This is a genomic window from Novosphingobium sp. BL-S-20 (assembly GCF_055521635.1).
This window is the reverse complement of the sequence record NZ_CM145494.1, coordinates 2,170,576-2,197,529: the sequence shown is the minus strand read 5'-3', so window position 1 is coordinate 2,197,529 and position 26,954 is coordinate 2,170,576. Positions and strand designations below refer to the sequence as shown.

General features: G+C 64.8%; 23 protein-coding genes and 3 tRNA genes. 17 read left to right on the top strand and 9 right to left on the bottom strand.

The genetic code is table 11. The features are described from left to right. Positions 1-2 precede the first annotated feature (2 nt). The 6 genes from bktB to ACZ1II_RS17875 all read left to right on the top strand — a co-directional run bounded on the left by bktB (position 3) and on the right by ACZ1II_RS17875 (position 8,298). On the top strand, positions 3-1,184 hold the full coding sequence (gene bktB / locus ACZ1II_RS17900) for a beta-ketothiolase BktB (protein WP_465144957.1): 1,182 nt from the start codon (positions 3-5) through the stop codon (positions 1,182-1,184). After that, positions 1,181-1,642, top strand: a complete 462-nt coding sequence (mce, locus tag ACZ1II_RS17895) for a methylmalonyl-CoA epimerase (RefSeq protein WP_465144956.1) — start codon at positions 1,181-1,183, stop codon at positions 1,640-1,642. Before bktB ends, mce begins: the two co-directional genes overlap by 4 nt. A gap of 119 nt (positions 1,643-1,761) precedes the next feature. Further along, entirely contained in the window at positions 1,762-3,912 is a 2,151-nt protein-coding gene (gene scpA / locus ACZ1II_RS17890; RefSeq protein WP_465144955.1) for a methylmalonyl-CoA mutase, read from the top strand. 95 nt (positions 3,913-4,007) lie between these two features. Next, positions 4,008-5,060: a biotin synthase BioB gene (gene bioB / locus ACZ1II_RS17885; protein ID WP_465144954.1), complete on the top strand. Its 1,053-nt coding sequence runs from the start codon at positions 4,008-4,010 to the stop codon at positions 5,058-5,060. 405 nt (positions 5,061-5,465) lie between these two features. Then, positions 5,466-7,490, top strand: coding sequence for an ATP-binding protein (locus ACZ1II_RS17880; protein WP_465144953.1), 2,025 nt, complete (start codon positions 5,466-5,468; stop codon positions 7,488-7,490). Positions 7,491-7,515: 25 nt separating this feature from the next. Further along, entirely contained in the window at positions 7,516-8,298 is a 783-nt protein-coding gene (locus tag ACZ1II_RS17875) for a thioesterase family protein (RefSeq protein WP_465144952.1), read from the top strand. Between the two features lie 141 nt (positions 8,299-8,439). Here ACZ1II_RS17875 and ACZ1II_RS17870 read toward each other — a convergent pair whose 3' ends face one another. The 3 genes from ACZ1II_RS17870 to ACZ1II_RS17860 form a co-directional block, all read right to left on the bottom strand. Continuing rightward, complete coding sequence (locus tag ACZ1II_RS17870) at positions 8,440-9,834, bottom strand: peptide MFS transporter (protein ID WP_465144951.1); 1,395 nt, start codon at positions 9,832-9,834, stop codon at positions 8,440-8,442. A 359-nt stretch (positions 9,835-10,193) separates the two neighbouring features. Then, on the bottom strand, positions 10,194-11,303 hold the full coding sequence (gene aroB, locus ACZ1II_RS17865; RefSeq protein ID WP_465144950.1) for a 3-dehydroquinate synthase: 1,110 nt from the start codon (positions 11,301-11,303) through the stop codon (positions 10,194-10,196). After that, positions 11,294-11,881 (bottom strand): shikimate kinase, encoded by a 588-nt coding sequence (locus ACZ1II_RS17860; protein ID WP_465144949.1) that lies wholly within the window; start codon positions 11,879-11,881, stop codon positions 11,294-11,296. The genes aroB and ACZ1II_RS17860 overlap by 10 nt, the downstream gene beginning before the upstream one ends. Before the next feature lie 58 nt (positions 11,882-11,939). Between ACZ1II_RS17860 and ACZ1II_RS17855 the strand changes: the two genes are divergently transcribed. From ACZ1II_RS17855 to ACZ1II_RS17840, 4 genes are all read left to right on the top strand, one after another. Next, positions 11,940-12,113: a hypothetical protein gene (locus tag ACZ1II_RS17855; RefSeq protein ID WP_465144948.1), complete on the top strand. Its 174-nt coding sequence runs from the start codon at positions 11,940-11,942 to the stop codon at positions 12,111-12,113. Continuing rightward, entirely contained in the window at positions 12,110-13,987 is a 1,878-nt protein-coding gene (locus ACZ1II_RS17850) for a hypothetical protein (protein WP_465144947.1), read from the top strand. Before ACZ1II_RS17855 ends, ACZ1II_RS17850 begins: the two co-directional genes overlap by 4 nt. Before the next feature lie 5 nt (positions 13,988-13,992). Next, complete coding sequence (locus ACZ1II_RS17845; RefSeq protein ID WP_465144946.1) at positions 13,993-14,865, top strand: tyrosine recombinase; 873 nt, start codon at positions 13,993-13,995, stop codon at positions 14,863-14,865. Positions 14,866-14,978: 113 nt separating this feature from the next. Then, positions 14,979-16,433, top strand: coding sequence for a M48 family metalloprotease (locus ACZ1II_RS17840; RefSeq protein WP_465144945.1), 1,455 nt, complete (start codon positions 14,979-14,981; stop codon positions 16,431-16,433). A gap of 254 nt (positions 16,434-16,687) precedes the next feature. Here ACZ1II_RS17840 and ACZ1II_RS17835 read toward each other — a convergent pair whose 3' ends face one another. Then, positions 16,688-16,897 (bottom strand): Flp family type IVb pilin, encoded by a 210-nt coding sequence (locus ACZ1II_RS17835; protein WP_465144944.1) that lies wholly within the window; start codon positions 16,895-16,897, stop codon positions 16,688-16,690. Positions 16,898-17,329: 432 nt separating this feature from the next. Between ACZ1II_RS17835 and ACZ1II_RS17830 the strand changes: the two genes are divergently transcribed. The 4 genes from ACZ1II_RS17830 (at position 17,330) to ACZ1II_RS17815 (ending at position 18,138) form a co-directional block, all read left to right on the top strand. After that, on the top strand, positions 17,330-17,764 hold the full coding sequence (locus tag ACZ1II_RS17830; protein ID WP_465144943.1) for a (deoxy)nucleoside triphosphate pyrophosphohydrolase: 435 nt from the start codon (positions 17,330-17,332) through the stop codon (positions 17,762-17,764). Between the two features lie 44 nt (positions 17,765-17,808). After that, positions 17,809-17,885, top strand: a tRNA-Arg gene (locus tag ACZ1II_RS17825). Between the two features lie 42 nt (positions 17,886-17,927). Further along, positions 17,928-18,004: transfer RNA gene (locus ACZ1II_RS17820), tRNA-Arg, on the top strand. A 57-nt stretch (positions 18,005-18,061) separates the two neighbouring features. Continuing rightward, positions 18,062-18,138 (top strand) — tRNA-Arg (locus ACZ1II_RS17815). A gap of 146 nt (positions 18,139-18,284) precedes the next feature. Here ACZ1II_RS17815 and ACZ1II_RS17810 read toward each other — a convergent pair. Further along, positions 18,285-18,890 carry a hypothetical protein gene (locus tag ACZ1II_RS17810; protein ID WP_465144942.1) on the bottom strand — a complete coding sequence of 202 codons (606 nt, stop codon included), beginning with the start codon at positions 18,888-18,890 and terminating at the stop codon, positions 18,285-18,287. 397 nt (positions 18,891-19,287) lie between these two features. Here ACZ1II_RS17810 and ACZ1II_RS17805 point away from each other — a divergent pair, with 397 nt between their 5' ends. The 3 genes from ACZ1II_RS17805 to ACZ1II_RS17795 all read left to right on the top strand — a co-directional run bounded on the left by ACZ1II_RS17805 (position 19,288) and on the right by ACZ1II_RS17795 (position 22,994). Then, positions 19,288-20,814, top strand: a complete 1,527-nt coding sequence (locus ACZ1II_RS17805) for a phospholipase D-like domain-containing protein (protein WP_465144941.1) — start codon at positions 19,288-19,290, stop codon at positions 20,812-20,814. Next, positions 20,811-21,419 carry a GTP cyclohydrolase I FolE gene (folE, locus tag ACZ1II_RS17800; protein ID WP_465144940.1) on the top strand — a complete coding sequence of 203 codons (609 nt, stop codon included), beginning with the start codon at positions 20,811-20,813 and terminating at the stop codon, positions 21,417-21,419. The genes ACZ1II_RS17805 and folE overlap by 4 nt, the downstream gene beginning before the upstream one ends. 189 nt (positions 21,420-21,608) lie before the next feature. Next, the gene (locus tag ACZ1II_RS17795) at positions 21,609-22,994 is read left to right on the top strand and encodes a hypothetical protein (protein ID WP_465144939.1); all 1,386 of its coding nucleotides are present in this window, start codon (positions 21,609-21,611) and stop codon (positions 22,992-22,994) included. A 3-nt stretch (positions 22,995-22,997) separates the two neighbouring features. Here the strand turns inward: ACZ1II_RS17795 and ACZ1II_RS17790 are convergent, their stop codons facing one another. From ACZ1II_RS17790 to ACZ1II_RS17775, 4 genes are read right to left on the bottom strand one after another with little or no spacing between them, the layout of a single operon-like run. Then, complete coding sequence (locus ACZ1II_RS17790) at positions 22,998-24,011, bottom strand: type II secretion system F family protein (protein WP_465144938.1); 1,014 nt, start codon at positions 24,009-24,011, stop codon at positions 22,998-23,000. 9 nt (positions 24,012-24,020) lie between these two features. Further along, positions 24,021-24,992: a type II secretion system F family protein gene (locus ACZ1II_RS17785; RefSeq protein ID WP_465144937.1), complete on the bottom strand. Its 972-nt coding sequence runs from the start codon at positions 24,990-24,992 to the stop codon at positions 24,021-24,023. Between the two features lie 29 nt (positions 24,993-25,021). After that, positions 25,022-26,296, bottom strand: a complete 1,275-nt coding sequence (locus ACZ1II_RS17780; protein ID WP_465144936.1) for a pilus assembly protein CpaE — start codon at positions 26,294-26,296, stop codon at positions 25,022-25,024. 3 nt (positions 26,297-26,299) lie between these two features. Further along, positions 26,300-26,941 carry a CpaD family pilus assembly protein gene (locus ACZ1II_RS17775; RefSeq protein ID WP_465144935.1) on the bottom strand — a complete coding sequence of 214 codons (642 nt, stop codon included), beginning with the start codon at positions 26,939-26,941 and terminating at the stop codon, positions 26,300-26,302. Positions 26,942-26,954: the final 13 nt, after the last annotated feature.

The following is a 26,954-nucleotide window of genomic DNA, read 5'->3' as shown; positions in this document are numbered from 1 at the left end:
TCATGGAAGACATCTACATCGTCAGCGGCGTGCGCACGGCAGTCGGCGATTTCGGCGGCTCGCTGAAGTCGTTCATGCCGTCCGATCTCGGCGGCAAGGTCGTGACCGAGGCTCTGGCCCGCGCGGGCGTTTCGCCTGAGGACGTCGGCCATATCGTCATCGGCCAGGTCATGCCGACCAGCGCCAAGGACGAGATGCTCAGCCGCGTGATCGGCATCAATGCCGGCGTGCCGTTCGAAGTGCCTTCGTTGACGCTCAACCGCCTTTGCGGGTCGGGCGTGCAGGCGATCGTTTCGGCCGCGCAGATGATGAAGCTGGGCGAGGCTGGGATCACCGTCGCGGGCGGCGCGGAATCGATGTCGAACGTGCCCTATCACGACCACGGCGTGCGCTGGGGCAAGAAGATGGGCGCCAATACGCAGGAAGACGCGCTGACCGTCGGCCTGTCGGACGCCATCGGCGGCTACCACATGGGCATCACGGCCGAGAACGTGGCGGAACGTCACTGTGTCACGCGCGAAGACATGGACACGCTTGCCGCGACCAGCCACCAGCGCGCCTCTCGCGCGATTGCGGAAGGTCGCTTCAAGGACCAGATCCTTCCCATCGAAGTGAAGACCCGCAAGGGCGTCGCCGTCTTCGACACCGACGAACATGTCCGCGCCGACACCACTGTCGAGACGCTGGGCAGCATGAAGCCCGCCTTCAAGAAGGACGGCGCGGTGACCGCCGGCAATGCCTCGGGCATCAACGACGGTGCTGCCGCCGTGGTGCTGGCGACCGCTTCGGAGGTCGAGAAGCGGGGCCTCAAGCCCATGGCGAAGATCGTCGCCTGGGGCCATGCCGGTGTCGAGCCCGCCTACATGGGCGAAGGCCCGATCAAGGCCGTGCCGGTGGCGCTGAAGCGCGCCGGGCTTTCGCTTGACCAGATCGACGTGATCGAGAGCAACGAGGCTTTTGCCGCGCAGGCTGCCGCCGTTTCCAAGGTGCTCGGCTTCGATCCCGAGAAGGTGAACCCCAACGGCTCGGGCGTTTCCATCGGCCACCCGGTCGGCGCGACCGGCACGATGCTCGCCATCAAGTGCATGTACGAATTGAAGCGCGCGGGCGGGAAGTACGGCCTTGTCACCATGTGCATCGGCGGCGGGCAGGGCATCGCCCTCGTACTGGAGAATGTGGCGTGAAGCTGGGCCGTCTCAACCATATCGGCGTCGCCACGCCGGATCTCGACGCCTCGATCGCGTTCTATCGCGATGTGATGGGCGCCACTGATATTACCGAGCCGTTCGTGCTGGAAAGCCAGCAAGTGCGCGTCTGCTTCGTCAATACGCCCGGTGAAGATGGCACGGCGGGCACGCAGATCGAACTGCTCCAGCCTACTGCGGCGGACTCGGCCGTGGGCAAGTGGCTGGAGAAGAACCCGCTCGGGGGGCAGCATCACATCTGCTACGAAGTGCCGGACATTCACGCGGCCAAGGCGTGGTTCGAAGGCCTTGGCAAGCGTGTACTGGGTGAGCCGCGCGTGGGCGCACACGGGACGCTGATCTTCTTCGTTCACCCCAAGGACATGGGCGGTCAGCTCACCGAGATCATGGAAACGCCCAAGGGGGGGGCATTGAGTTTCACGTCGTCCCGGACTTGATCCGGGACCGTTGGCCGAGAACGGCCCACCTCGCGGCAGGGTGCCCCGAAGAGAGCGCCCGCCTAAAGACAGACACCGGTCCCGGATCAAGTCCGGGACGACGATGCAGGAAGCCGAACATGGCAGACATCAACGACTGGAAGGCAGCCGCCGACAAGGAGGTCAAGGGTAGGGACCTGACCTGGAACACGCCCGAGGGTATTGCGGTAAAGCCGCTCTACACTGCCGAGGACGTGACCGTGGATCCCGGCCTTCCCGGCTTCGCGCCGTTCACGCGCGGCGTGCGCGCCTCGATGTATGCCGGCCGCCCCTGGACCATCCGCCAGTACGCGGGCTTCTCCACGGCCGAGGAATCGAACGCCTTCTATCGCCGCAACCTCGCCGCGGGCCAGAAGGGCCTCTCGGTCGCCTTCGACCTTGCCACCCATCGCGGTTACGACAGCGACCATCCTCGCGTCGTGGGTGACGTGGGCAAGGCGGGCGTCGCCATCGATTCCGTCGAGGACATGAAGATCCTGTTCGACGGCATTCCGCTCGACAAGATGTCGGTCTCCATGACGATGAACGGCGCGGTGATCCCGATCCTGGCCTTCTTCATCGTTGCCGGTGAAGAGCAGGGCGTAGACCGCAAGCTGCTCGACGGGACCATCCAGAACGACATCCTCAAGGAGTTCATGGTCCGCAACACCTACATCTACCCGCCAGAGCCTTCGATGCGGATCATCTCGGACATCTTCGGCTACACCAGCCGCGAGATGCCGAAGTTCAACTCGATCTCGATTTCCGGCTATCACATGCAGGAAGCCGGGGCGACGCAGGTGCAGGAACTGGCCTTCACCATCGCCGACGGCGCGGAATACGTGAAGTACGGCGCGGCATCGGGCCTCGATATCGACAAGTTCGCGGGCCGCCTCTCGTTCTTCTTCGCCATCGGCATGAACTTCTTCATGGAAGTGGCCAAGCTGCGCGCCGCGCGTGTGCTGTGGCATCGGGTGATGACGGAGCTCGGCGCCAAGGACGAACGTTCGAAGATGCTGCGCACGCACTGCCAGACTTCGGGTGTTTCGCTGCAGGAGCAGGACCCGTACAACAACGTCATCCGCACCACGATCGAGGCGATGGCCTCGATGCTGGGCGGCACCCAGTCGCTGCACACCAACGCGCTGGACGAGGCGATTGCGCTGCCGACCGATTTTTCGGCCCGCATCGCCCGCAACACGCAGATCATCATCCAGGAGGAGACCGGCATGTGCAATGTCGTCGATCCGCTGGGTGGGTCCTACTACATCGAGGCGCTGACGCAGCAACTGGTCGACCAGGCGTGGGAGATCATCGAGCGCGTGCAGGCCGAAGGCGGCATGGCCAAGGCTGTCGCCGCCGGATGGCCCAAGGCGATGATCGAGACCGCCGCCGCCGCCCGTCAGGCCCGTGTGGACCGGGGCGACGACGTGATCGTCGGGGTCAACAAGTACCGCCTTGCCAGCGAAGACCTGCTGGAAACGCTGGAAGTGGACAACGCCAAGGTCCGCGAAGGCCAGATCGCCCGCATCAACAAGATGAAGGCGGAACGTGACGAGGCTGCGTGCCAGGCTGCGCTGGGGGCCCTGCGCGACGGTGCCGCCGCGCCCGCAAGCATCGAGAACAACCTGCTTGCGCTCGCCGTCGAATGCGCCCGCGCCCGCGCGACGCTGGGCGAGATCAGCTCGGCCATGGAAGACAGCTTCCAGCGCTATGGCACGCAGCCGACCCCGGTGAAGGGCGTCTATGCCGCGCCTTACGAAGGCGACAGCCGCTGGCAGCAAGTGTTGGACGGCGTGCAGGCAGTGGAACGCCGTCTCGGCCGCAAGCCCAAGGTGCTGGTCGCCAAGATGGGTCAGGACGGCCACGATCGCGGCGCCAACGTGATCGCCTCCGCCTTCGGGGACATGGGCTTCGACGTGGTTTCCGGCCCGCTGTTCCAGACTCCCGAGGAAACCGTGGTCTTGGCGCTGGAGAGCGGGGTCGACGTTGTCGGCGCGTCCTCGCTGGCAGCCGGTCACAAGACGCTGATCCCCGAGCTGATCCAGAAACTGCGCGAAGCCGGCCGCAGCGACATCAAGGTGATCGCCGGCGGCGTCATCCCGCCGCAGGATTATGAATTCCTGCGCAATGCGGGCGTTCAGGGCATTTATGGCCCCGGCTCTAACGTGGTGGAATGCGCCGCCGACGTGCTGCGCCTGCTCGGCCACAACATGCCGCCGCTCGGTTCTTCGCTGGAAGCGGCGGAATAAGGATGGCCACGCTGGATCGACGCCGCGCTTGCCCCTATGACCGGGGTTTGGCCGCGCGTCATCCCGCGCGCAGACCGGCCGCCTGAGGAATGACTATGACTGACACCCCCGCCATCACTGCACGTACCGACTGGACCCGTGAGGAAATCGCGGCGCTGTTCGACCTGCCGTTCACCGAACTGGTGTTCCGCGCAGCCGAAGTCCATCGCGCCAGCCATCCGCACAACGAAGTGCAGCTTTCCACGCTGCTTTCGATCAAGACCGGCGGCTGCGTGGAAGACTGCGGCTATTGCTCACAGTCGGTTTCGGCCAACAGCGGCGTCAAGGCGACCAAGCTGATGGAAGTGCAGCAGGTGCTGCAGCGCGCGGCGCAGGCGGCGGATCAGGGCTCTACCCGCTTCTGCATGGGCGCCGCCTGGCGCAACCCCAAGGACCGCGACATGCCCGCCATCATCGAGATGGTGAAGGGCGTGCGCGCCATGGGCATGGAAACCTGCATGACGCTGGGCATGCTGACGCCCGATCAGGCGGACATGCTCTCCGAAGCGGGTCTCGATTACTACAACCACAACATCGACACCTCGCCCGAGCGTTACGATCAGGTGATCACCACGCGCACGATGGATGACCGCCTCGATACGCTGTCGAACGTGCGTATGGCGGGCATCAACGTCTGCTCCGGCGGCATCGTCGGCATGGGTGAGACGCGCGCCGACCGCGTGGGCTTCGTTCACACGCTGGCGACGCTGCCCGATCACCCGCAGTCGGTGCCGGTCAACGCGCTGGTTCCTGTGAAGGGCACCGTGCTGGGCGACATGCTGGCCGATACCCCGCTTGCCAAGATCGACGATGTGGAATTCGTGCGCACCGTCGCGGTGGCGCGCATCACCATGCCGCTGTCGATGGTGCGCCTCTCGGCCGGCCGCGAATCGATGTCCGAAATGACGCAGGCGATGTGCTTCATGGCCGGCGCGAACTCGATCTTCACCGGCGACAAGCTGCTGACCGCACCGAACTCCGGCGACGACAACGACGCGGCGATGTTCGCCCGTCTCGGCATCAAGCCGATGGCCATCGAACTGACCCCGGCGCAAGTCGAAGCCCAGCGCATGCCCAAGGGCTGCGCCAAGCTGGAAGCTGCGGAATAACGAATGGGGCACCGCGCACCCTTCCATCCCCGTCATGCTGAACTTGTTTCAGCATCCATTTCGCCGTTCGGACCGATGGCCTGTGCGGCGCGATGGACCCTGAGCCGTCAGGCCAGCGGAGCTAAACAAGTTCAGGGGGACGATGAGGGAGTGGGCGGAGCTTGAGTTTTAGCGAAGGTTCGAGTTCGGCACGGAGCGTTGGCTGTATTGCGCTCGGCCTGCTGGGGACGGCCTTCGTAGCGATGATGCTGTTCGGTGTGGCGCTGGGAGACTGCGGGCGCCCTGGCAGTGCGGAATGCGAGAATGACGGACTGATCAGGTTCCTCATGTTTCCGGGGAGCCTGATCGTTTTGATCTTGGTGGGACTTTTCGCCGCTTGGCGTAGAACAAAAGACAGGGATTGAGATGTTCAAGAAAATCCTCATCGCAAACCGTGGCGAGATTGCCTGCCGCGTCATCAAGACCGCGCGGCGCATGGGCATCCAGACGGTGGCCGTCTATTCCGACGCCGATGCCCGCGCGCCTTTCGTGCAAATGGCTGATGAGGCCGTCCACATCGGCCCCGCGCCCGCCGCGCAGTCGTACCTGATTGCCGACAAGATCATCCAGGCCTGCAAGCAGACCGGGGCCGAAGCCGTCCATCCGGGCTATGGATTCCTTTCGGAGCGTACCTCGTTCGCAGAAGCGCTGGCCGCAGAGGGCATCGAGTTCATCGGTCCTCCCGTCGGCGCGATCGCCGCGATGGGTGACAAGATCGAATCCAAGAAGCTTGCCAAGCAGGCCGGCGTCAACGTCGTGCCCGGCTTCGTCGGCGAGATCGAGGATACCGAGCACGCCGTGCGCATCTCGAACGAGATCGGCTATCCGGTGATGATGAAGGCCTCGGCCGGCGGCGGCGGCAAGGGCATGCGCCTTGCCTATAGCGAGCAGGACGTGCGTGAAGGCTTCGAAAGCGTGAAGCGTGAAGGCCTGAACTCCTTCGGCGACGACCGCGTTTTCATCGAGAAGTTCATCCTCAACCCGCGCCATATCGAGATCCAGATCCTGGGCGATAAGCATGGCAACATCCTCTATCTGAACGAGCGCGAATGCTCGATCCAGCGCCGCCACCAGAAGGTGGTCGAGGAAGCGCCGTCGCCTTTCGTCACTGAAAAGATGCGCAAGGCCATGGGTGAGCAGTGCGTCGCCCTGTCGCGCGCAGTGGGCTACTACTCGGCGGGCACGGTGGAACTGATCGTCTCGGGCGCCGATCCGACGGGCGAGAGCTTCTACTTCCTCGAAATGAACACCCGCCTTCAGGTGGAGCACCCGGTTACCGAAGCGATCACCGGCGTCGATCTGGTCGAACAGATGATCCGCGTCGCTGCCGGCGAAAAGCTGGAGATGACGCAGGCCGACGTGAAGATCGACGGCTGGGCCATCGAAAACCGCGTCTATGCCGAAGATCCCTATCGCGGCTTCCTGCCCTCGACCGGCCGTCTTGTGCGCTATCAGCCGCCGGTTGATGGTTGGGATGACGACGGCGCCGAAAACGGCCGTCGCGGTGTGGACGGCATTCGCGTGGATGACGGTGTCTACGAAGGCGGCGAAGTCTCGATGTTCTACGACCCGATGATCGCCAAGCTGATCACCTGGGGCGAGACCCGCGACGAGGCGGCGGACAAGCAGGTCGCCGCGCTTGACCTGTTCGAGATCGAGGGCCTTGGGCACAACATCGATTTCGTCTCGGCCATCATGCAGCACCCGCGCTTCCGCTCGGGCGAGCTGACCACGGGCTTCATTGCCGAGGAATATCCCGAAGGCTTCACCGGCGCGCCTGCATCGGAAGAGCTAAAGGGCAAGCTGGCCGCCGTCGCAGCATTCGTCGCCACCGCGCGGGCCGACCGTGCCCGCCGCGTCGATGGCCAACTGGCACCGCGCCGTCTGGCTCCGCCTTCGGAATGGACCGTCACCATCGACAAGGCGCCGTATGAGGTCGTCATCGATGACGAGGACGTCACTGTGAACGGCGTCTCGGTCGACCTCGCGATGGAATACACCCCGGGCGACCGACTGATCGACGCCGAGATTGACGGCGAGGCCATCGGTATCCGCGTCGCGCCCACGCGTACGGGCCTGAAGATGACCACGCGCGGTTGCATCCACGATGTGCTGATCCTGCCCAGCCACATCGCCGGGCTGAACAAGCACATGATCGAAAAGATTCCGCCGGATCTTTCGAAGTACCTGATCTGCCCGATGCCGGGCCTGCTCGTCGCGCTCCATGTGGGTGAGGGCGACAAGGTGGAAGCCGGTCAGCCGCTTGCCGTCGTCGAGGCCATGAAGATGGAGAACATCCTGCGCGCCGAGAAGTCGGGCGTGGTGAAGGCGGTCAATGCCAAGGCGGGCGAAAGCCTCGCGGTGGACGCCGTGATCCTCGAAATGGAATGACATTCAGCGGTTCGAGGGTGTTCTGATGACGGGTTTTGCCGCGCTTCTCGCCGCTGCGGAGAAGATCGAGGGCGGCTTCGCTTTCGATATTACCGAGGGCTGGCTGCAGGGGCGCACCGCTTACGGTGGGCTGACTTCGGCATTGTCGCTGGCTGCGGCGCAGCGGGTCGATCCCGAATTGCCGCCGCTGCGTTCGGGCCAGTTCGCGATGATCGCGCCGCTGGCGGGCCGTGTGGAGGCGCGGGCGCGGATCGTGCGCAAGGGGCGCAATGCCACCTGGGTTGCGGCAGAACTGTCGAACGAGAAGGGCGTCGGCTTCAGCGCCAGCTTCGTGTTCATGCGCCAGATCGAGAGCGCGGCGGACATCGACGGTTACCCGATGCCGGAGGGCGTAAGTCCGGTTGCGGATGCCGAGCCGGTGCCGATGGAAGTTGCACCGGAGTTTCTGAAGCGGAACTTCGATGTGCGGTTCGCCTTCCCGAAGTCGGCGCCGGGTGAGGCCGATCTGTGCTGGTGGGTGCGGCTCAAGGAGCGCGAAGGTCTCGATCCGGCGCTGGAAGCAGTGCTTGTCGGCGATGCCTTGCCGACGGCGGTGCTTCCGCTGCTGAATTTCCGCGTGCCGATCAGTTCGATGCACTGGCATATCAACGTGCTGGAACCGGCGCCGACGACCGAGGATGGTTGGTGGCTGCTGCGCTCGACCAGCGAATTCGCGCGCGATGGTGGGGCGAGCGAGCGTATCCTGCAATGGAATGCGGCGGGCAGGCCAGTGATCGCCGGGCTGCAGTCGGTAGCCGTGTTCGGCTGAGGACCTGCTATTTCAATTCAAATCCTCGTCGCCCCCGCGAAGGCGGGGGCCCCGCTTTCCTTGCGCCAAACACAGAGCTTGCAGAACAAGCGGGGTCCCCGCCTTCGCGGGGACGACGAGCTTCTTGTCAGTTTCGTCTAATCAGTCCGGAGCCGGCTCACCCGCCAGCGTCTTGCCAAGCGCGATCTTGAATGCCGCAAAGGCGATCAGGCCCACGGCGGCAGAGCCTACGTGGAGCAGCCAGAACGACACGGTATCCATCGAGGAATACCAGCCGCCCACTTCGCCCACGACCTTGTTCGCGCCGAAGAAGGCCAGGTAGTAGATTCCCACGACCGTCGCGTTGAGCGCGCGCGGGGCGACCTTGGTGAACAGGGCGAGGCTGACCGGCATGATATGGGCGAAGCCGATCGAGTTGAAGAAGTGGAACATCACCGGCCAGAACAGACCGATCTTGGCATTCCCGGCGGTCGCGGCGGCGATCACCAGGCACATGCCGCCCATCATGCTGAAGACCGAGCCGATGATCATCTTGCCCAGTTCGTCGGGTTCGCGGCCGGTGCGGGCGGAATACCAATTCCAGAAGGCGGCCACGGCAACCAGCATCGAGAAGCTGAGGGTGGCGTCGACGGTGATCATCCAGCTCGTTGGCAGGGTATCGCCGAAGAAGGTCAGCTGGAACTTGTCGTCCGCCCAGACGAGGTAGGCGTTGAAGATTTCCTGGTTGCTCATCATCGCCACGGCAAGCACCGGCACCAGTACCGCAAGAGCGCCGAGGCGCGGCCAGTCGGAGCGGCTCAGGCGGATTTTGGGCGCCTTTTCGCCCTTCGGGGCGCGGTTGTCGGCGGGGAGCCAGTGTCCGGCCTTGAGGTAGATGACCAGACCCAGCACCATGACGATCCCGGCAGTGCCGAAGCCGTAATGCCAGCCGACTTTCTCGCCCAGCGTACCGGCGATCAGCGGCGCGGCGATTACCGATACGTTGATGGCGATGTAGAATATCTGGAACGCCATGGCGCGGCGCAGATCGCCGGGCTTGTAGAGTTCGCCGACCTGGCTGGCGATATTGCCCTTGAACAGGCCGACGCCGACCACCAGCGATACCAGCGCCAGCAGGAACATGCCCTCGAAGGCCATGAGGAAATGTCCGAGCGACATGATCACCGCGCCCGCGATGAGCGTTGCCTTGCGGCCCAGCCAGCGGTCCGCGACGATGCCGCCGAGGATCGGGGTGAGGTAGACGAGCGAGGTATAGTCGCCGAAGATCGCGGAGGCGAGCGGCTGTCCCTCAAGCCCGGAATAGTGCCAGCCGCGCAGCCACGACAGGCCCAGAACCTTGCCGACGTTTTCCGGCAGCAGCAGGTACTTGACCATGTAGAGCACGAGCAGCGTCTGCATCGAATAGTACGAGAAGCGCTCGCAGCCCTCGACGAAGGAGAGATAGCCCAGGCCCTTGGGATGGCCCAGGAAAGCGCGGTCGTTTCGCTCGATTTCCTCGGGGAAGTCGAGTTCGGGAGTGGCTTCTGAAAGTGTCATGGCGTCTGGTGCGACCCGGTACTTTTGTTATCCGAGGGCGCACCATAGTGGCGCGTCATTGTAATGTCACGTCGAGCAAGGAGGTTGGCGGGGGCGGCGGTGCCAAGCGACTTTGTTCAAACGGAAAAGGCGACAGACCCGATCGACCTGCCGCCTTTCCGTACGCCCCCGGACCTCGTGAAAGGTTCTGCGATCGGCGCCAAATTCCATGGAAGGAATGGAGCGGAAACGCGAGTCAGGCGCGACTCGTTGCCGGATACGCCGCATGCAGGGCACGGTGTATCGGAAATTCAACGCGATAGAGCTGTGGGGCTGGCGCGCTCCGTGCCCTATGACGGGTCGGTAGAGAGCGCGAAGCCTCAAGTTCGCGCCAATTCCTCGTCGAGGAACGCGGCGACGTCGTCCAGCGAGACCTGCTTGTCGAGGTAGGTCTGACCGATCCCCTTGAGCAGCAGGAAGGGCAGGGTGCCTGCGTCCATCTTCTTGTCGTGCAGCATATGCTCGACAAGGCGGGCACCGTCGCAGTCGAGGCCGAGGGACGTGAGGCTGGCGGGCAGGCCGATCTCGCCGATGTGGCGGGCGATGTGCTCGGCGCTGGCGCGCGGCATCAGTTCGCGGCGGGCGGAGTAGCGTGCCGCGAGCACCATGCCGAGCGCCACCGCCTCGCCGTGGAGCAGGCGCGTGGAGAAGCCGGTCTCGGCCTCCAGCGCATGGCCGAACGTGTGGCCGAGATTGAGCAGGGCGCGCTTGCCGGTGGTCTCGAATTCATCTTCCGCGACGATCCTGGCCTTGCTCGCCACCGAATGGGCGACGGCATATTCGCGAAGCTGGCTGTCGCCCGCGAGCATCGCGGCGGCATTGGCATCGCACCAGGCGAAGAAGTCGGCATCGTCGATGAGGCCGTATTTCACGACTTCGGCATAACCCGCCAGCAGGTCGCGCTCGGGCAGGGTTTCCAGCGCCGAGAGGTCCGCCAGCACCAGCGAGGGCTGGTGGAAGGCGCCGACGAGGTTCTTGCCGGCGGGCGTGTTGATCGCGGTCTTGCCGCCGACGCTCGAATCGACCTGGGCGAGCAGGGTGGTCGGCACCTGGATGAACTTGCAGCCGCGCTTGAGAACCGAGGCGCAGAAGCCGGTGAGATCGCCGATCACGCCGCCGCCGAGCGCGATGATATGGTCGCCGCGCTCCACTTCGAGCGAGAGCAGCCAGTTCACCGTGGCGGCCAGTTCTTCCCACGACTTGGTGGCTTCGCCGGGCGGAAGAATGCGCCAGTGCGGCTCGTGGCCGTTGTCGCGCAGGCTGGCTTCGACCACTGCGCCCCAGGCGGCGTGGACGTTGGCGTCGGTGATGATCGGCACGCCGCGCTTGCGCAGACGGCCCCGGCACTGCGGCACGAGTTCGGCAAGCAGCCCGGCGCCGACGCGCACTTCGTAAGGGCGGCCGGCGATATCGACGGGGATTACAGCCATTGCGAAATTCCCTGAAGCACCTTGTTGATCGTCTGGACGTGCGGTCCGCTGTGACTCATGACGTGGATCGGGGCCAGCGAATAGTGCTGTCGCCGGTCTTCGCGCAGGCGTGCGAGAATCTCGCGAGGGTTACCGCCTTGCAGCAGCGGGCGGTTGTCCTTGCGCGCGGTGCGTTCGACCAGGGTTTCCACTTCGCTGTCGAGCCAGACGGTGATCGCCTTGTCGAGAATCAGTTGCCGCGTCACCTCGTTGCAGAAGGCGCCGCCGCCGGTCGCGATCACGCAGGGGCCGATCCTTGGTTCCACCCCGGCATCGATCAGGCGCGAGATGACCCGGCGTTCGCCGTCGCGGAAATAGGACTCGCCGTAAGTCTCGAAAATCTCGGGGATGGTCATCTGCGCGGAGCGCTCGATTTCCTCGTCGGCATCGATGAAGGGACAGTCGAGCAGGGTCGCGAGGCGCTTGCCCACGCTCGATTTGCCCACGCCCATCATTCCGACCAGAACGATGGGGCGGTCGATGCGCCGCGCGAGAGCGGCAATTTCCTGCGCGGAAAACCGGGTCTGTTGAACGTCCATTGCTCCATCGCCTATAGTTGCGCTAGGTCGCAGCGCAAGCATCGGTGAAGGAAGGCGAGTGACGATACCAAAACGCAGGCGCAAGTTCTCAGGCGTGGCTGCCGTTTCCATCGTCCTGCTGGCGATCGCGTTGATGGCCATTGCTCTGGCGGTCTCTGCCTGGACGAACGGCGGCCGCTCGCCGGTACGCGATATCGTCCAGCCGGTTCCGGTGCCGGAGTTGCCGCAATGACCGTGCGTATAAGGACATGGCACCTGCTGGTCGGGGCCTCGCTGGCGCTGACTTCGGCATGGGCGGTGGCGCAGGACGCGCCGGAATCGCTGCTGCCGAAGATGTTCGACGAACCGACGCCGACCCCCGCGCCCAGTCGCCCCGCCGCGACGAGCGCTCCGGCTGCGCCGCGTCCCGCGACGACCAGCGTGTCGACGCCGGTGGTGCAGCCGCTGCCGACCGCGCTGCCCAGCTTCTCGCCCGATTCCTTCGTGACCGTCGATGCTGCGGGCAAGAGTACGCTGAAGCGGCTGCCGACGCTGGAAGAACTCCAGAGCATGTCGCCCGAGGACTTCGAGCAGCTGCTCACCGACAAGCTCAATCTCGACATGCCCGCAGGCGCCCGCCGTTCGATGGACGAGGTCGGCCTCGTCGACGAGAACGAGGGCGGCATGGCGGCAGGCTCGCTCGCCACGCAGAACCCCTATCTGGTGCAGACGGCGCTGGCCGCCAATCGCGGCACGCTGGTCTCGCGCTGGGGCCATATCCTGCTGCGCCGCGCACTGGCCTCGCGGCTTCAGGCTCCGGCGGGGATGAGCCCGCAGCAATTCCTGGCGCTGCGCGTCGGCCTGCTGATTCGCATGGGCGAAAGTGACGCCGCGCGTGCGGTCTTGCAGGGCCTCGATATCTCGAACTTCACGCCGGACATCACCCGCGAGGCGTTCGACATCTATCAGCGCACCGCCGACTTCACCGGCATGTGCCCGGTGCTCTCGATTCAGGGCGCACAGGGCGCCAGCATCGAGTGGAGCGCTGCGCAGTCGATCTGCGATGCCTTCCGGGGCAGTGGTGCGGCGGCGCTCTCGCGGCTGGAGAAGGCCCGCGTCAGCGGCAAGATGCCGCGCATCGATTCCCTGCTCGCGCAGAAATATGCCGGCGCCGCCGGACGGTCGCGCAAGGCGGTGACGATCGAGTGGGACGGCGTCGATACGATGACGCCCTGGCGCTACGGCCTCGCTATCGGTGTCGGCCTGACCCCTCCGGAAAGCGCCATGGTGGGGGCAGGTCCCGCCTATGACAGCATCACCGCGCTGGCGCCGATGGTGGGTCTCTCCCGCCGCGCTGCCGCTGCCGACCGCGCCGGGGCGAGCGGGGTGCTTTCGAACGCGGCGATGGTCGATCTCTATTCGCAGCTCTACGCTGATCCCGACGTGACCGGCGACTGGCAGAAGCGCGCCGAGACCTTGCGCGATGCCTATGGCCTCGAATCCCCGGCAGCCCGTATCGCGGCGATGCAGACGCTCTGGACCGGTGTAAGCGGACAGGCGGCTTATGCCCGGCAGGTGCTGACCGCCGCCGCCGCCGCGCGCATCGCGCCGAGCAAGGATCTGGCGGACGATGCCGGAGCGCTGATCGCCTCGATGCTGGCGGCGGGTTACGATACCAACGCGCTGGCATGGTCGCCGATCGTGCCATCCGGCAGCCAGGGCTGGGGGCTGCTGACCCTGGCGGCGCCGGGCCGCATTCGCGCGGTGGATAGCGGCGCGGTCGACAGCTATTACGGCGACGACGAAAGCCAGAACAAGCGCAAGAGCGCGTTTCTCGTGGCCGGTCTGGCCGGGTTGGGCCGCATCGACGAGGGCGCGGCCACGCGCTATTCGAACGAATGGGGCATGCAATTGGACAGTGCCACCCGTTTCACCACGGCGATCGAGCGGGCGGCGCGGGACGGCGATGCCGCCAGCGTGGCGATGCTGGCGGGCCTCGGCATGCAGGGCAGCAGCTGGCAGCGCATGACGCCGCGCTACCTTTACCACATCGTCTCGGCCCTGCGCACGGTTGGCCTCGACGCGGAAGCGCGGATGATCGCTGCGGAAGCCGTGGCGCGAGCCTGATTCCCATGGCGGATCACGCCGAGCGGTTTCTGGCGATGCTGGCGGCCGAGCGCGGCGCGGCGGCGAACACGCTGGCGGCCTATCGGCGCGATCTGACGGCGGCGGCGGAGGAACTCGGCGATCTCGCGGCGGCGGACGGCGATGCGCTCGCGGCGCTGGGGGAGGCCTGGGATACGCTGGCGGCATCCAGTCTTGCCCGTCGCTGTTCGGCGCTTCGGCAATTCTACGGTTTCCTGGTGGACGAGGGGCTGCGGGTAGATGACCCCTCAGGTTCGCTGCCCAAGCCGCGCACCCGCCGCCCTTTGCCGCGCCTTCTCTCGCATGAGGAAGTCGAACGCTTTCTTACCACTGCCGAGGCCGAGGCGGCGAGTGAACGCTCGGATGCGGTGCGGCTGCTGACGCTTTTGGAACTGCTTTATGGTTCGGGCCTGCGCGCGACGGAACTGGTCTCGCTGCCCCTTGCAGCGGTGCCGCGCGATGCGCCGTTCCTGCATGTCACCGGCAAGGGCGGGCAGCAGCGCATGGTGCCGGTGAGCGGGCGCGCTCGTACGGTGCTCTCGCGCTGGCTGGCGGTGCGGCGGGGCAATTCGAAGTTCCTGTTCCCATCGAGCGGGGAGAGCGGCCACCTGACGCGGGTGCGGCTGTTCCAGCTGCTGCGGGCCTTGGCGGTGCGGGCGGAAATCGATACCACGCGGGTCTCGCCGCATGTGTTGCGCCATGCCTTCGCCACGCACTTGCTGGAAGGCGGCGCGGACCTTCGGGTCCTGCAGATACTGCTCGGCCATGCGGACATCGCCACGACCCAGATCTACACCCATGTCGATTCCGCGCGGCTCGTCGCGCTCGTGAACGCGCGCCATCCGCTGGCGCGTGGGTGACGGGAACAAGCGCTTGCAGATCCCGTTGCAGAACGGGAAAGACCTGAGAAACGTCCTTGGCGGAGGGGAATGCGGTGTTCGTGAATAAAGGGATTGGGCGCAGGTGGAGTGCGATGGCGGCGGCATCCGCGCTCGCTTTCGCGCCGAGTGCGACCGGGATCGCCGTGGCGGCAGCGGCCTATCCGGCTACTGTCAGTTCGATCAGCCGGGCCGACAAGGAGCAGGGCGCCAAGGCCCATCCCGATCTGCTCGCCGAGTTCGGCGGCGGCTTGACCGGGCCGCAGGCCGCCTATGTGGAGCAGGTCGGCAAGAACATCGCCGTGCAGTCTGGCCTGTCGAATGCGAAAGGCGATTTCACGGTCACGCTGCTGAACTCGCCGGTGAACAATGCTTTCGCGATTCCCGGCGGTTATATCTATGTGACGCGCCAGTTGACGGCGCTCATGAACAACGAGGCGGAACTGGCGGGCGTGCTCGGCCACGAGGTGGGGCATGTCGCGGCGCGTCACTCGGCCAAGCGGCAGCAGGCGGCCTCGCGCAACCAGTTGCTTGGCGCGCTGGGGTCGATTCTCTCGGGCGTGTTGCTGGGGGACAGCGCTTTCGGGCGGATCGGGCAGCAACTGGCCTCGCAAGGCTCGCAGATGCTGACGCTGAAATATTCGCGCACGCAGGAACTGGAAGCGGACCGACTCGGCATCACCTACCTGAAACGCGCAGGCTACGATCCGCGCGCGATGGCGACGGTGTTGAACAGCCTTGCGCGGCAGAATGCGCTCGAAGCGCAATTGCGCGGGAGTTCGAGCCAAGTGCCGCAATGGGCCTCGACCCACCCCGATCCCGCCTCGCGCGTCCGCGATGCGCTGTCGCTGGCAGGCAGTGCCGCCACCGGCACGACGAATCGCGACGTATTCCTCACGCGCATCGACGGGCTGATTTATGGCGACGATCCCAAGCAGGGGATCATCGACGGCAGCAAGTTCACCCATCCGGACCTACGCCTCGCGTTTCAGGCGCCGGAGGGCTTCTATCTGGTGAACGGGACGCAGGCGGTTTCGATCAACGGCGATTCGGGCAAGGCGCAATTCGCCGGTGGGCCGCTTGGGACCGGCCTCGATGTCTATATCCAGACGGTGTTTTCCAGCCTGACCGAATCGGGGCAGGCGCGAATCGAGCCGTCCAGTATCGAGCGGACCACGGTGAACGGGTTTACGGCTGCTTACGGCGTGGCGCGGGTGCAGGCGTCGAGCGGGCCGGTGGACGTCGCGGTATTCGCCTACGATTTCGGGGGCGGCAAGGCCTACCACTTCCTGACGATCACGCGCGTCGGCGGGGCAGGGGTGTTCAACCCGATGTTCAAGAGCCTGCGCCGCATCTCCGCTGCAGATGCCGGTCAGGTGAAGCCACGCCGCCTGGCGGTGATGACTGTAAAGGCTGGCGACACCGTGAAGTCGCTGGCGGCACGCATGGCTTATACGGATGCGGCGCTGGAGCGGTTTCTGGTCTTGAACGGACTGGACAGTAATGCGCGGCTGGTGCCGGGGCAGAAAGTGAAGCTGGTGACGTATTGAGAGGCAGGGCGGAAGTTGTTCTCCCGTTACACTGATTTCTCGGCGGGCGACCTATGGTTGTCGCACTCGTCATGAACACTACATTCGTCATCATGAACTTGTTTCAGGATCCATTTATGACCATCAGCGGCGGGTGGTTTGGGGAGATGGATCCTGAAACAAGCTCAGGATGACGTGGTGAAAGTGGAGATGTTCTGCTCAAACGAAAAGGGCGGCAGGTTTCCCTGCCGCCCCTTGATTGTGTAAAGCTAATTTTAGCCGCCAGTACCAGTGCCAGCGCCAGTACCAGCAGCGGTGTTCGCGGTATCCAGCGTGCCCGAAGTCGTCTCAAACGTGGTCTTCAGGCTGGTGCCCAGGCCCTGCATGGCGGCAATGGCGGCAACGGCGATAAGGGCCGCGATCAGGCCGTATTCGATAGCGGTGGCGCCCTGTTCATTACGGCGCAGCTTGGCGAGGAACTTCATCTGATGTCTCCTGAATGAAAGCAATCTGGTGTACCCGGTCCGCCCCGCCCCCCGGCTTACCCTATGAGGCACTCGCTTCGGCGCTTTGGACAGGCTTGGAACTACGCCACAAGTGTTGAAAAAAACTTAAGTGATCTGCCTTGTTATTGGCCTTCGATGGCATTGGCAGATTTTTCGAAAATTCCGGTCCACAATTTTATCGTCTCCGATGCGACGCTGTTCAGCGAGACGAGCATTACGAGAACGATCATGGTCAGGATAAGCGCATACTCTATTGCAGTAGCGCCGGATTTATCTTGAGATATACGCTGTAGAATCGACTTTATAGTCATGATTGCTTGCAATACCCCCGATATATTCCTGAAATAGCATTTCAGCGTTAAAGAGTTCCTAAAGGAGGGCGCGAAGCTGGAAAATTCTCTTACACCCCCGTTGCCGCCTCTGCTGGTCGTTGCGGTCGCGCTGATGCGTGCAGATGGGCGAATCCTGATGCAGCAACGACCTTCCGCGTCGATGCACGGCAACCTTTGGGAATTTCCAGGCGGAAAAGTGGAGCCGGGCGAGACTCCGGAAGCGGCTGCCGCACGCGAGTTGAATGAGGAACTGGGGGTCGATCTCGATCAGAAAGCGTTGCTGCCCATCGGCTTCGCCAGCAGCGGCAGTCTGGCGCCCTCGGACGGGCAGTCCGACCGGGCGGTCGTCATTCTTCTATATATATGCCGCGAATGGCGCGGCGAGCCGCAGGCCCACGAAGCGCAGGCGCTGGATTGGTGCAGGCTCGAGGCGATCCCCGATCTGGCGATGCCGCCGCTCGATTATCCGCTCGCGGCCGAGTTATCCACATTCTTGCTCGGGAACGCGATATAGGCGTTGACGGCAGGGCGAACGACTCCTATTGGCGCCTCTCCAACGCGCCCGTAGCTCAGCTGGATAGAGCATCAGACTACGAATCTGAGGGTCGGACGTTCGAATCGTTCCGGGCGCACCATTCTCCTTCGGGGGGTTGGGCATTGGTTGGAAAATGAAATTTGCGCCCGTAGCTCAGCTGGATAGAGCATCAGACTACGAATCTGAGGGTCGGACGTTCGAATCGTTCCGGGCGCACCATTTCTCCTTCGAGGGTTTTCCCTGGAAGCGGAAATGGCACCACATAGGGCAAATTGTGCGCCCGTAGCTCAGCTGGATAGAGCATCAGACTACGAATCTGAGGGTCGGACGTTCGAATCGTTCCGGGCGCACCACTTGCCAAACACACGAAAAGCCCCACGAAGCCCAGTGCTTCGGCGGGGCTTTTCGTTTGCGGCGGCTTCTGTCGATAGCGGCAAATGAAAAGGGCCGGAAACGCGGCTGCGTTCCCGGCCCTTCCGATTCGTTCCTTTACAGACGCTTACTGGCCGCTGGGCGTCTCAGCTGCACCGGCAGTGGCCGAAGGCGCGGCCTGGGCGTCGGCACCCGGCTGGCCGCCGGCGCTGGCCTGAAGCTGCGAGTTGAACGCCGTGGCGGTCATGCCAAGCGTCAGCGACTTGTCGGCGCCGAGGCCGAAGTAGGACTTCTTGAGCTGGGCCACCGAGCCGTTGCTGAGCGTGACGAAGACGTCTTCACCCTCGACCTTGGTAACGGTGCCGAGAACGACGCCGTCGCTGCTCTTGATCGGCTTGTCGGCGACGAAGGCAGTGGCGAGTTCGGCGCTGCTCTCGGCCTTGGCGCCGTTCACGGCGGCTTCGAGGTCGGCCTTGTTCATGCCGATCGTCAGGCCCTTTTCACGCGTCGCGAAGGAAGCGACCGGCAGGCCGGCGCGCGCGGCACCGGTGTTGACGGTAACGACACCGCTCTGCACCGCTTCCACGGTGCCGACTTCGGAGCCATCGGGGCCATAGACCTTGGCGCCCACCGTCGGGTTGGCGGCAGCGGTCGCGGCCGTGCCCTGTGCCATGACGGCAACCGGGGACAGGGTCGCGGCGGCAATCGCGGCGGCGATGAGAGATTTCTTCATGGCGTACTCCTTCTCGATGCGGGAACCGACCTTGCGGTCCCCGGCTCGGGGGCTCCCGGCACGCAGTCGCACGCGCGGGAGCATGAATGGTGGTCCGGAAAAATGACGACCCGGACGTTTTGTTCCGACCCGAAGGCAGGAAACCCGCTCCGCCTCCCATGCGACAAGAATTGGAGCAGGGCTAACGGTGCATGTTGCACCTGCGAAACGGAATGGCCCCTGAATGGTGCCGGATCAACCGTCAAAATGGCACTTTTTTACGACGAAATGGCGGAAATCCGCCATTTCGCTTTCCGGAGGGCGGCAGGCTGTGCCTGCTGTCGGACAAATGGGGGAGGGAACTCTCGTTCATCTGAACGCTTGATCCGCTGCAACGGGTGATCCAGCAAGGCGGGTAATGATAAAGGAATCGGCTAACGGCGAATGGGCGGTGTCGCCATCGGTCTGGCGCTACGCGATGGCGAAGCGCGCCTATGTGGTGATCGACGCGGCGGACTATTTCGAGCTGATGCGCGGCATCATGGAGGATGCGCAGCAGCGCATCTTCATGATCGGCTGGGATTTCGATTCCCGCATCCTGCTTTCGGAAGGGCGGCGCTGGTGGCAGCGCGGACGGCGCAAGCGGTTTCCGGCGCGGCTGGGGTCTTTCATCGTCTACCTCGTCCAGAGCAATCCGCGGCTCGAGATTCTGCTGCTCAAGTGGAACCTTTCGCTGATGAAGTCGCTGCTTCGCGGCACGATGCTGGTCGATCTCGTGCGCTGGGCCTTGCGCAAGCGAATCGACTTCAAGTTCGACGCCGCCCATCCGGTGGGATGCAGCCATCACCAGAAGATCGTGGTGATCGACGATGTCTTTGCGGCCTGCGGCGGGATCGACATGACCTCCGACCGTTGGGATACGCCCGATCACTTGCCGAACGATAGCCGGCGTCGGCGCCCGACCGGCAGGCTCTACGGCCCGTGGCACGATGTGACGATGGTGATGGAAGGCGAAGTGGCGGCGGCGCTGGGCGATCTCGGGCGCGAGCGCTGGAAGGTCGCGGGCGGCGCGGAACTGGCGCCTTGCGCGCCGCAGGACTTCAGCCCCTGGCCGGACGAACTGCGGGCCGAGTTCGAGAACGTCGAGATCGGCATCGCCCGCACCCGCGCGGAATATGGCGAGTGCCCGCAAGTCAGCGAGATCGAGGAACTGTTCGTCGAGCAGATTCGGCGGGCGAAGCGGTTCATCTATGCCGAGACGCAGTATTTTGCCTCGCGCGCGATAGCCGAGGCGATCTGCGAGCGCCTGCTGGAGGACGATCCGCCCGAATTCGTCATCATCAATCCGCTGACCGCCGACGGCTGGCTGGAACAGATCGCGATGGACACTGCGCGGGTCGAACTCGTGCGCACGCTGAACAATGCCGATCATGCCGGGCGTTTCCGCATCTTCTATCCGGTCACCTCGGACGGTACGCCGATCTACGTCCATGCCAAGCTGATGATCGTCGACGACGAGATTTTGCGGGTCGGTTCGGCCAATATGAACAACCGCTCGATGGGCCTCGATTCCGAGTGCGACGTGTTCATCGACGCGGCGCGTCCGGCGAACCGCCATGTCTCTCCGGCGATCACTGGCCTGCGCCATCGCCTGCTGGCCGAGCACTGCGGCGTGACCGAGGAGACCATCGTGGCGGCGCTGGATCGCCAAGGTTCCATGCTGGGGGCCATAGAAAGCCTTGTGCGCTCGGGCAAACATCTCGAACCCTTGCCCTTGAAACATCTGTCCGAAGCTGAAAGAGCGCTCGGTGAAAGTGCTCTGCTCGATCCGGAACGTCCCGGTGAGATGTTCGAGCCGATCGAGCGGCGCGGTCTCTTCCGCCGCAAGGGGCAGCTCATGCGGCTGCGCCTCATGGACAGATTGCGAAGGAGTAAGAAGGGATGAGCAGCCTAGACGGTCCCGACGAGGACAACCCGCTGGGCAAGCCGGCCGTCCCCGAACACGTTCAGGACGCGATTCGCACGCTGATCGAATGGGCGGGTGACGATCCGTCGCGCGAAGGGCTGCTCGACACGCCCAAGCGCGTGGCGCGCGCGTGGAAGGAATATTGCCAGGGCTATGGCGAGGACCCGGCTATCCACCTCAGCCGCGTGTTCGAGGAAGTGGGCGGCTACGACGAAGTCGTGCTGCTGAAGGACATTCCGTTCCAGTCGCACTGCGAGCATCACATGGCCCCGATCATCGGCAAGGCAGCGATCGCCTATCTGCCGAAGGACCATGTCGTCGGCATTTCGAAGCTCGCCCGCGTGCTGCACGGTTTCGCGCGCCGCCTCCAGATCCAGGAGCGCCTCACCGCCGAAGTGGCGCAGTGCATCTGGGACCATCTCCAGCCGCAGGGCGTGGCCGTGGTGATCGAGGCCAGCCATGCCTGCATGACCGCGCGCGGCGTGCGCACGCCGGGCGTCAGCATGATCACCAGCCGCATGATGGGCACGTTCCTCGACGACGAGCGCAGCCGCAAGGAAGTGCTGAGCCTGATGGGCTACTGATGCGCTTCTGAATTCCGGCGCAATTATCCCCGTTTTCGCACGGGTTTCGAACGCGGGGGGCTTGAAGAGTCCTCCGCGCTGCGAAAGCAGGATCGGACGCGGAGACTTCTGCTGAAGGCTGGCGCATAGGCTTCGGGGGATAGAGTGAGCGGACGGATCGAAGGCGCTGAAACGGAAGCCGGCGGGCGCGTGTCCCGATGGTTCCTGGCGCTCGTGCCTGCGGCGATGCTGGCGGCCTTGCTGTTTCGAAGCGTCTGGGACGTCGATATCTTCTGGCAGCTCAAGCTGGGCGAGATCATTCTCGATCGCGGCGGTCCGGTCTGGCGCGAGCCGTTTGCCGCTCTCCATCTCGGGGAGCCGCTTCCCGCAGTCGGTTGGCTGGCGCAGGCGAGCATGGCTTTCGTGCGCAGTCATGGTGGCTGGGGGGCCTTGCGCGTCTACGATGCGCTGTGCTGGCTCGGCGGGTTCTGGGCCGTTGCAGCGGCCTGCCGCTGGCGCGGTGCCTCGCGGATGGCGGTGGCTCTGGCACTTGTCCTCGCTTTCGCCGCCGCCTTGCCGACCGCTAGCATTCGGCCCCAAAGCTATGCCGCGCTGTGCTTCGGCCTGCTGCTGGCGCTGCAACGCCTGAATTTGCGGACGGCGACGACGATTGCGCTTGGCGCGCCGCTACTGGTGCTCTGGCAGAACCTTCATCCCTCGGTCAGTGTTGGCGTTCTGGCGCTGGGTCTGCATACGGCGGCGGGTGGTCTCGCATGGCTGCGCGATCGCCGCCGGGCGCTGCCGATAGCCTCGGCGGTCCTGACGGTCGTGGCGGTGGCGGCGATGTTCGCGACGCCGGACGGCTTATCGGTGCTGGCGATCTCCGCCACCAATGCCGAGATGAGCCTTGCCATCGGCGCCAGCGAATGGCGGCCGCTGTGGATCGAAGGGAACTGGCTCAACGCCGTGCCGGTGGTGATGACGGCTCTAGCCGCACTGCTCCTGCTCGCGCGCAAGGGGCGACGCTTCGATCTTGGCGAACTTCTGGTGGCGCTGGCGCTGTTCGTCCTGACGGTGACGGCCTACCGTTTCGTGCTGTTCTGGGCCGTCGCCATGGTGCCGGTCATCGCGCGCGCGGCGGGTCGGGATGAAGCCGAAAGCGGCGACACGCGCAGGCTGACCGTCGCTGCGGTGGTTCTCGTCGGCATGGCGATGCCGTTCGTCGTGCCGACCCATTTCGCGCCGAACATTCCGCTCGGCGCGGTCGCCTATCTCAAGAAGCAGGGCGTTCGCGGCACCGTCTATGCCGATTTTCCGTTCGGCGGCGCGGTGATCGATGCCGGATGGCCGCACTGGCGCGTGGCCTACGACGGTCGCTACTACCGCTATGCGCGGGAGGAATGGCAGTACAACGGCGGGATCGAGAACGGCTACGTGCCGCTCGTCGATGTCATCGCCAAGTGGCATCCCGCCGCTTTCGTGATCCAGGAAGAGCACAATGCGCCACTGGCCATGGAACTGGCCCGCTCGCGGCGCTGGCAGCGGATCTATCGCGGGCCGGACGGGGTGCTGGTCTACGTTCCCCGGCGGCGCTGAGCTTTACTTTGCGGCTCCTGGTCCCCCGTCGGAGAAGGCGTCGGCGATCGAACAGGCTGCCGGGCCGAGAATGACCACGAACAGCGTCGGCAGGATGAACAGGATCAGCGGCACGGTCATGATCGCGGGCAGGCGCGCGGCCTTTTCCTCGGCGCGCATCATGCGCTCGTTGCGGAATTCCGCAGAAAGTACGCGCAGCGCCGAGGCGAGCGGGGTGCCGTAACGCTCGGTCTGGATCATCGTCGTCACGACCCCGCGCATCGCATCGAGATCGACGCGGTAGGCAAGGTTCTCGAAGGCCTGTCGCCGCTCGGTGAGGAACGAAAGCTCGATCGAGGTCAGCGAGAATTCCTCGCCCAGTTCCGGATAGGCGCGGCCGAGTTCGCGGGCCACGCGGTCGAAGGCGGCATCGACGGTCAGACCCGCCTCGGCGCAGATCACCAGCAGGTCGAGCGCGTCGGGCAGGCCCTTGCGGATCGCATCGGTGCGCTTGGTGACCATGTTCTTGATGAAGATGTCCGGTCCCTTGTAGCCGGCGATCAGCATCGCGGCGAAGCCCATGAACTTCTTGAAGCTGCTCCACTGCGGGAAATAGTCGATCCCGTAGATCACCAGTGCGGCTGTGCCGCCCAGCACGATCGGTGCGACGAGGCGCGCAAAGACGACCGCGACCGCCCATTCCTTGTTGCGGATACCCGCCTGCGCCAGCTTCTGCTCGATGACGCGCAGCTGGCTGTCCTGGAGCACTTTCAGCGCGCCGAGGAAGGCGCCCATGCGGTCGGTCGTCTCGTTGCGCCGCACGACGCTCTGGCGCTTGCGCGGCGCGGTGGCGATCCCGGCCTTGAGCGCTTCGCGGCGCTGGTTCAGTGCCTTCACGCGCTTGGCCATCGGGTCGCGCACGGTAACAGCGGCATAGATCGCCAGCATGACGGCAGCAGCGGCAACCATCGCCAGCAGCGTGCCGACGAAGATCACGTCGAAACCGAGAAGGGTGGGACCGGCGGGTTGGTCTGGCATGTCTCTCGCTCAGATCTCGAAGCTGACCATCTTGGCCATGATGAAGGCGCCGATCCCCATCCAGATCGCGCCGCCGAGACCGGCCACGGTCAGGCGGTCGTCGGTGAAGAACTTGCCGATGTAGCCGGGGTTGATCCACCAGATCATGAAGAAGACGATGAAAGGCAGGGCGCCGACGATATAGGCGGAAGCCTTCGATTCCGAACTCATCGCGCGAATCTTGAGCTTCATCTGCGAGCGCTTGCGCAGCACGTCGGACAGGTTCGCGAGCGTCTCCGCAAGGTTGCCGCCCGTCTCGCGCTGGATGGCGAGGGTGATGCAGAAGAAGTTGAATTCCGGAATGTCGAGGCGGTCGGCGGTTTCCTGGAGGGCGTCCTCCATGGTCTTGCCGATCTTGATGCGCTCGGTGACGAGCTTGAATTCCTCGCCGACCGGGCCGGGCACTTCCTTGGCGACGACGCCCAGCGTTTCCGTGACCGGCAGGCCGGAGCGCAGGCCGCGCACGAGCAGTTCGATCGCATCGGGGAACTTGCCGTTGAAGGCATTGGTGCGACGCGCGATCATCTTGTTCAGCACGAAATGCGGAATGCCGAGGCCGACGAACAGGGCGAAGGCCAGCGCGAGCAGCAGCGCGCCGGTCTTGAGCAGTGTCAGCAGGAAGACGGCAACGCCCACGCCTGCCGAGACGGAGAGGTAACGATTGAGCGTCCAGCTTGCGCCCGAACGATGCAGGCGCAGCGCCAGCGCGTCGATACGCGATCCGGAACCGGCGATCTTGTGGACTTTGGGACGACGCGCGGCGACGGCCTTGCGCATCTGCGCCTCGACGCGGTCGGTGGTGCTCTGTGAATGGCGATAGCGGACGGACTTGAGCCGCCGGGTCGATTCTTTGGCGGGCGAGGGACCGGCAAAGGCGGTCCATAACAGCGCCGCCACGCTCAGCAGGCCGACCGCCACCAGCAGAAGCTGCATCATGTTCATCGCCGACTCCCGAGGCCCCTTGCGCGCCCTCAGCGGGTCGCGGCTTCCTTCTTCGCGGCCTTGCCCATGAAGGCCTTGAGATCGAGCTTGCCGAGCAGTGAGGGTTTTACGGCTGCTGCATTTGCAGTGCCGCCGGTTTCCTCAAGGATCAGACGCGAGAGGTCACGCATGGCCGCGCCCGCGCGATTGCTGCGGTTGGTGTCGGCGAAGGTCTGGCCGAGCTTCGCGGCCATCGATGCGGCCTTGAGGTCGTAGGGGATCGAGAGTTGCAGCGATGCTTCGATCGAGGCTTCGAAATCGGCCTTGGTGATCTCGGCGAGGCTCGGCTGGACCTTGTTGGCGACCACGATCACACGGGCATGGGCGGCATGGGACTTGAGCCAGGACAGCATGCGGATCGCGTCGCGCGCCGAGGCCAGCGTCAGTTCGACCACAAGCACAACCACGTTCACGTTGGCGACGAGCTGCGGGAAGTTGATCAGCATGTTGCGCGGCATGTCGATCACGGTCATCTCGAAGGCCTGCCGGAATTCTTCCTCCAGCTGGAGGAAGGCCGAGCCGTCGGTCATCAGCGGGGTGCCGATCGGCGCTTCGGCCGAGAGGATCGCGAGGTTGTCGTTGGCGCGGATCATCGCGCGCTCGATGAACAGGCCGTCGATGCGGCTGGGATTCTCGATCGCGTCGGTGAGGCCGCGTCCTGGTTCGAGATCGAGGCAGAGCGCGCCGGTCCCGAAATGGATGTCGAGATCGAGCAGGGCGGTCGGCAGCTTGTCGTCAGCGCTGAACAGCCAGGCGAGCGAGGTCGCCAGCGTCGAGGCGCCGACGCCGCCGCGCGTGCCGATCACCGCGGTCGAGATATGCGACTTGGCGGCGGCGCCGTCCTGCACGCGCGGCGCGGCGAAGACTGCCTGGGCCTGGGCGAGGGTGTCACGCACGGTGCCGGGCGAGAGGGGCTTCAGCAGGTAGTCGTGAATGCCGCTGGCCAGCAGGTCGCGGTAGAGCCGTACGTCGTTGACCTGGCCGACGGCGATGACGACCGTGCCGGGCTCGCAGACTTCGGCCAGGGCATTGATGTCGTTCAGCGGATCGCCGCTTTCCGAAAGATCGACGAGCAGGATGTTCGGGCTGGCGGAGATCGATAGCGACTGGACGGCATTGCGCAGCCCGCCCTTGTTGCACTTCTCCGGCTGCCAGCCCATTTCGAGCGCGATCGGGCGCAGCACGTCGAGCGAGGCTTCATCGCACATATAGGCGGCGAACTGGTCGCGGCCGCCGGGGCCGCCGGATTTCCAGGGTGCGTTCATGGCTCAGTTTGCCTTGCTGGAGGTCTCTTTGACGGAGTTGCCGCCGGTCGGATCGGCCTTTCGATAGGCGTCGATGGCCTTGGTCGCGCTCATCACCGTGGTCTCGCCGGTAGTCTGGGCGCCGTTGACCAGATCTTCCGGATTGGCGACCATCGCTGCAAGATTGGCATTGGTGGCGCAGCCGTAGTTGCTGGTCAGGCCGTTGTTGGGATTGAAGTCGCTGCGCGCCGACCAGTCCGGGCAACCCGGAACCGAGGCTTTCGAGCGCGCAACGACGATCCGTGCATTACCGCCCTCGACATAGCCGTCCGTCACCGGCGCGCCTTCGGCCAGCGTCAGGCCGTAGCGCCCGGCCACGGCTTCCACGGCGCTGCGCACGGCTGGGTTGGCGGAAGGATCGTCCACGAAGACTCGGTCGCCGTACTTCAGGCCCATGGCTTCGAACCAGCCTGCAAGGCGGCCCTGCTCGCCCGAGCCGAGGCCTGCGCCGTCAGTCCGTACGTCGAGCGTGTAGTTGACGCGCTCGACCACCGGCTGATGGACGCTGTTCATCGAGCGATTGGTCGGCATCCCGCCGCATCCTGCCAGCAGCAGGCCGAGCGAGAGCGCCAGCGATCCGGCGGCGAGACGGGGGCGGATAGGCATGGGAGGCATCTTT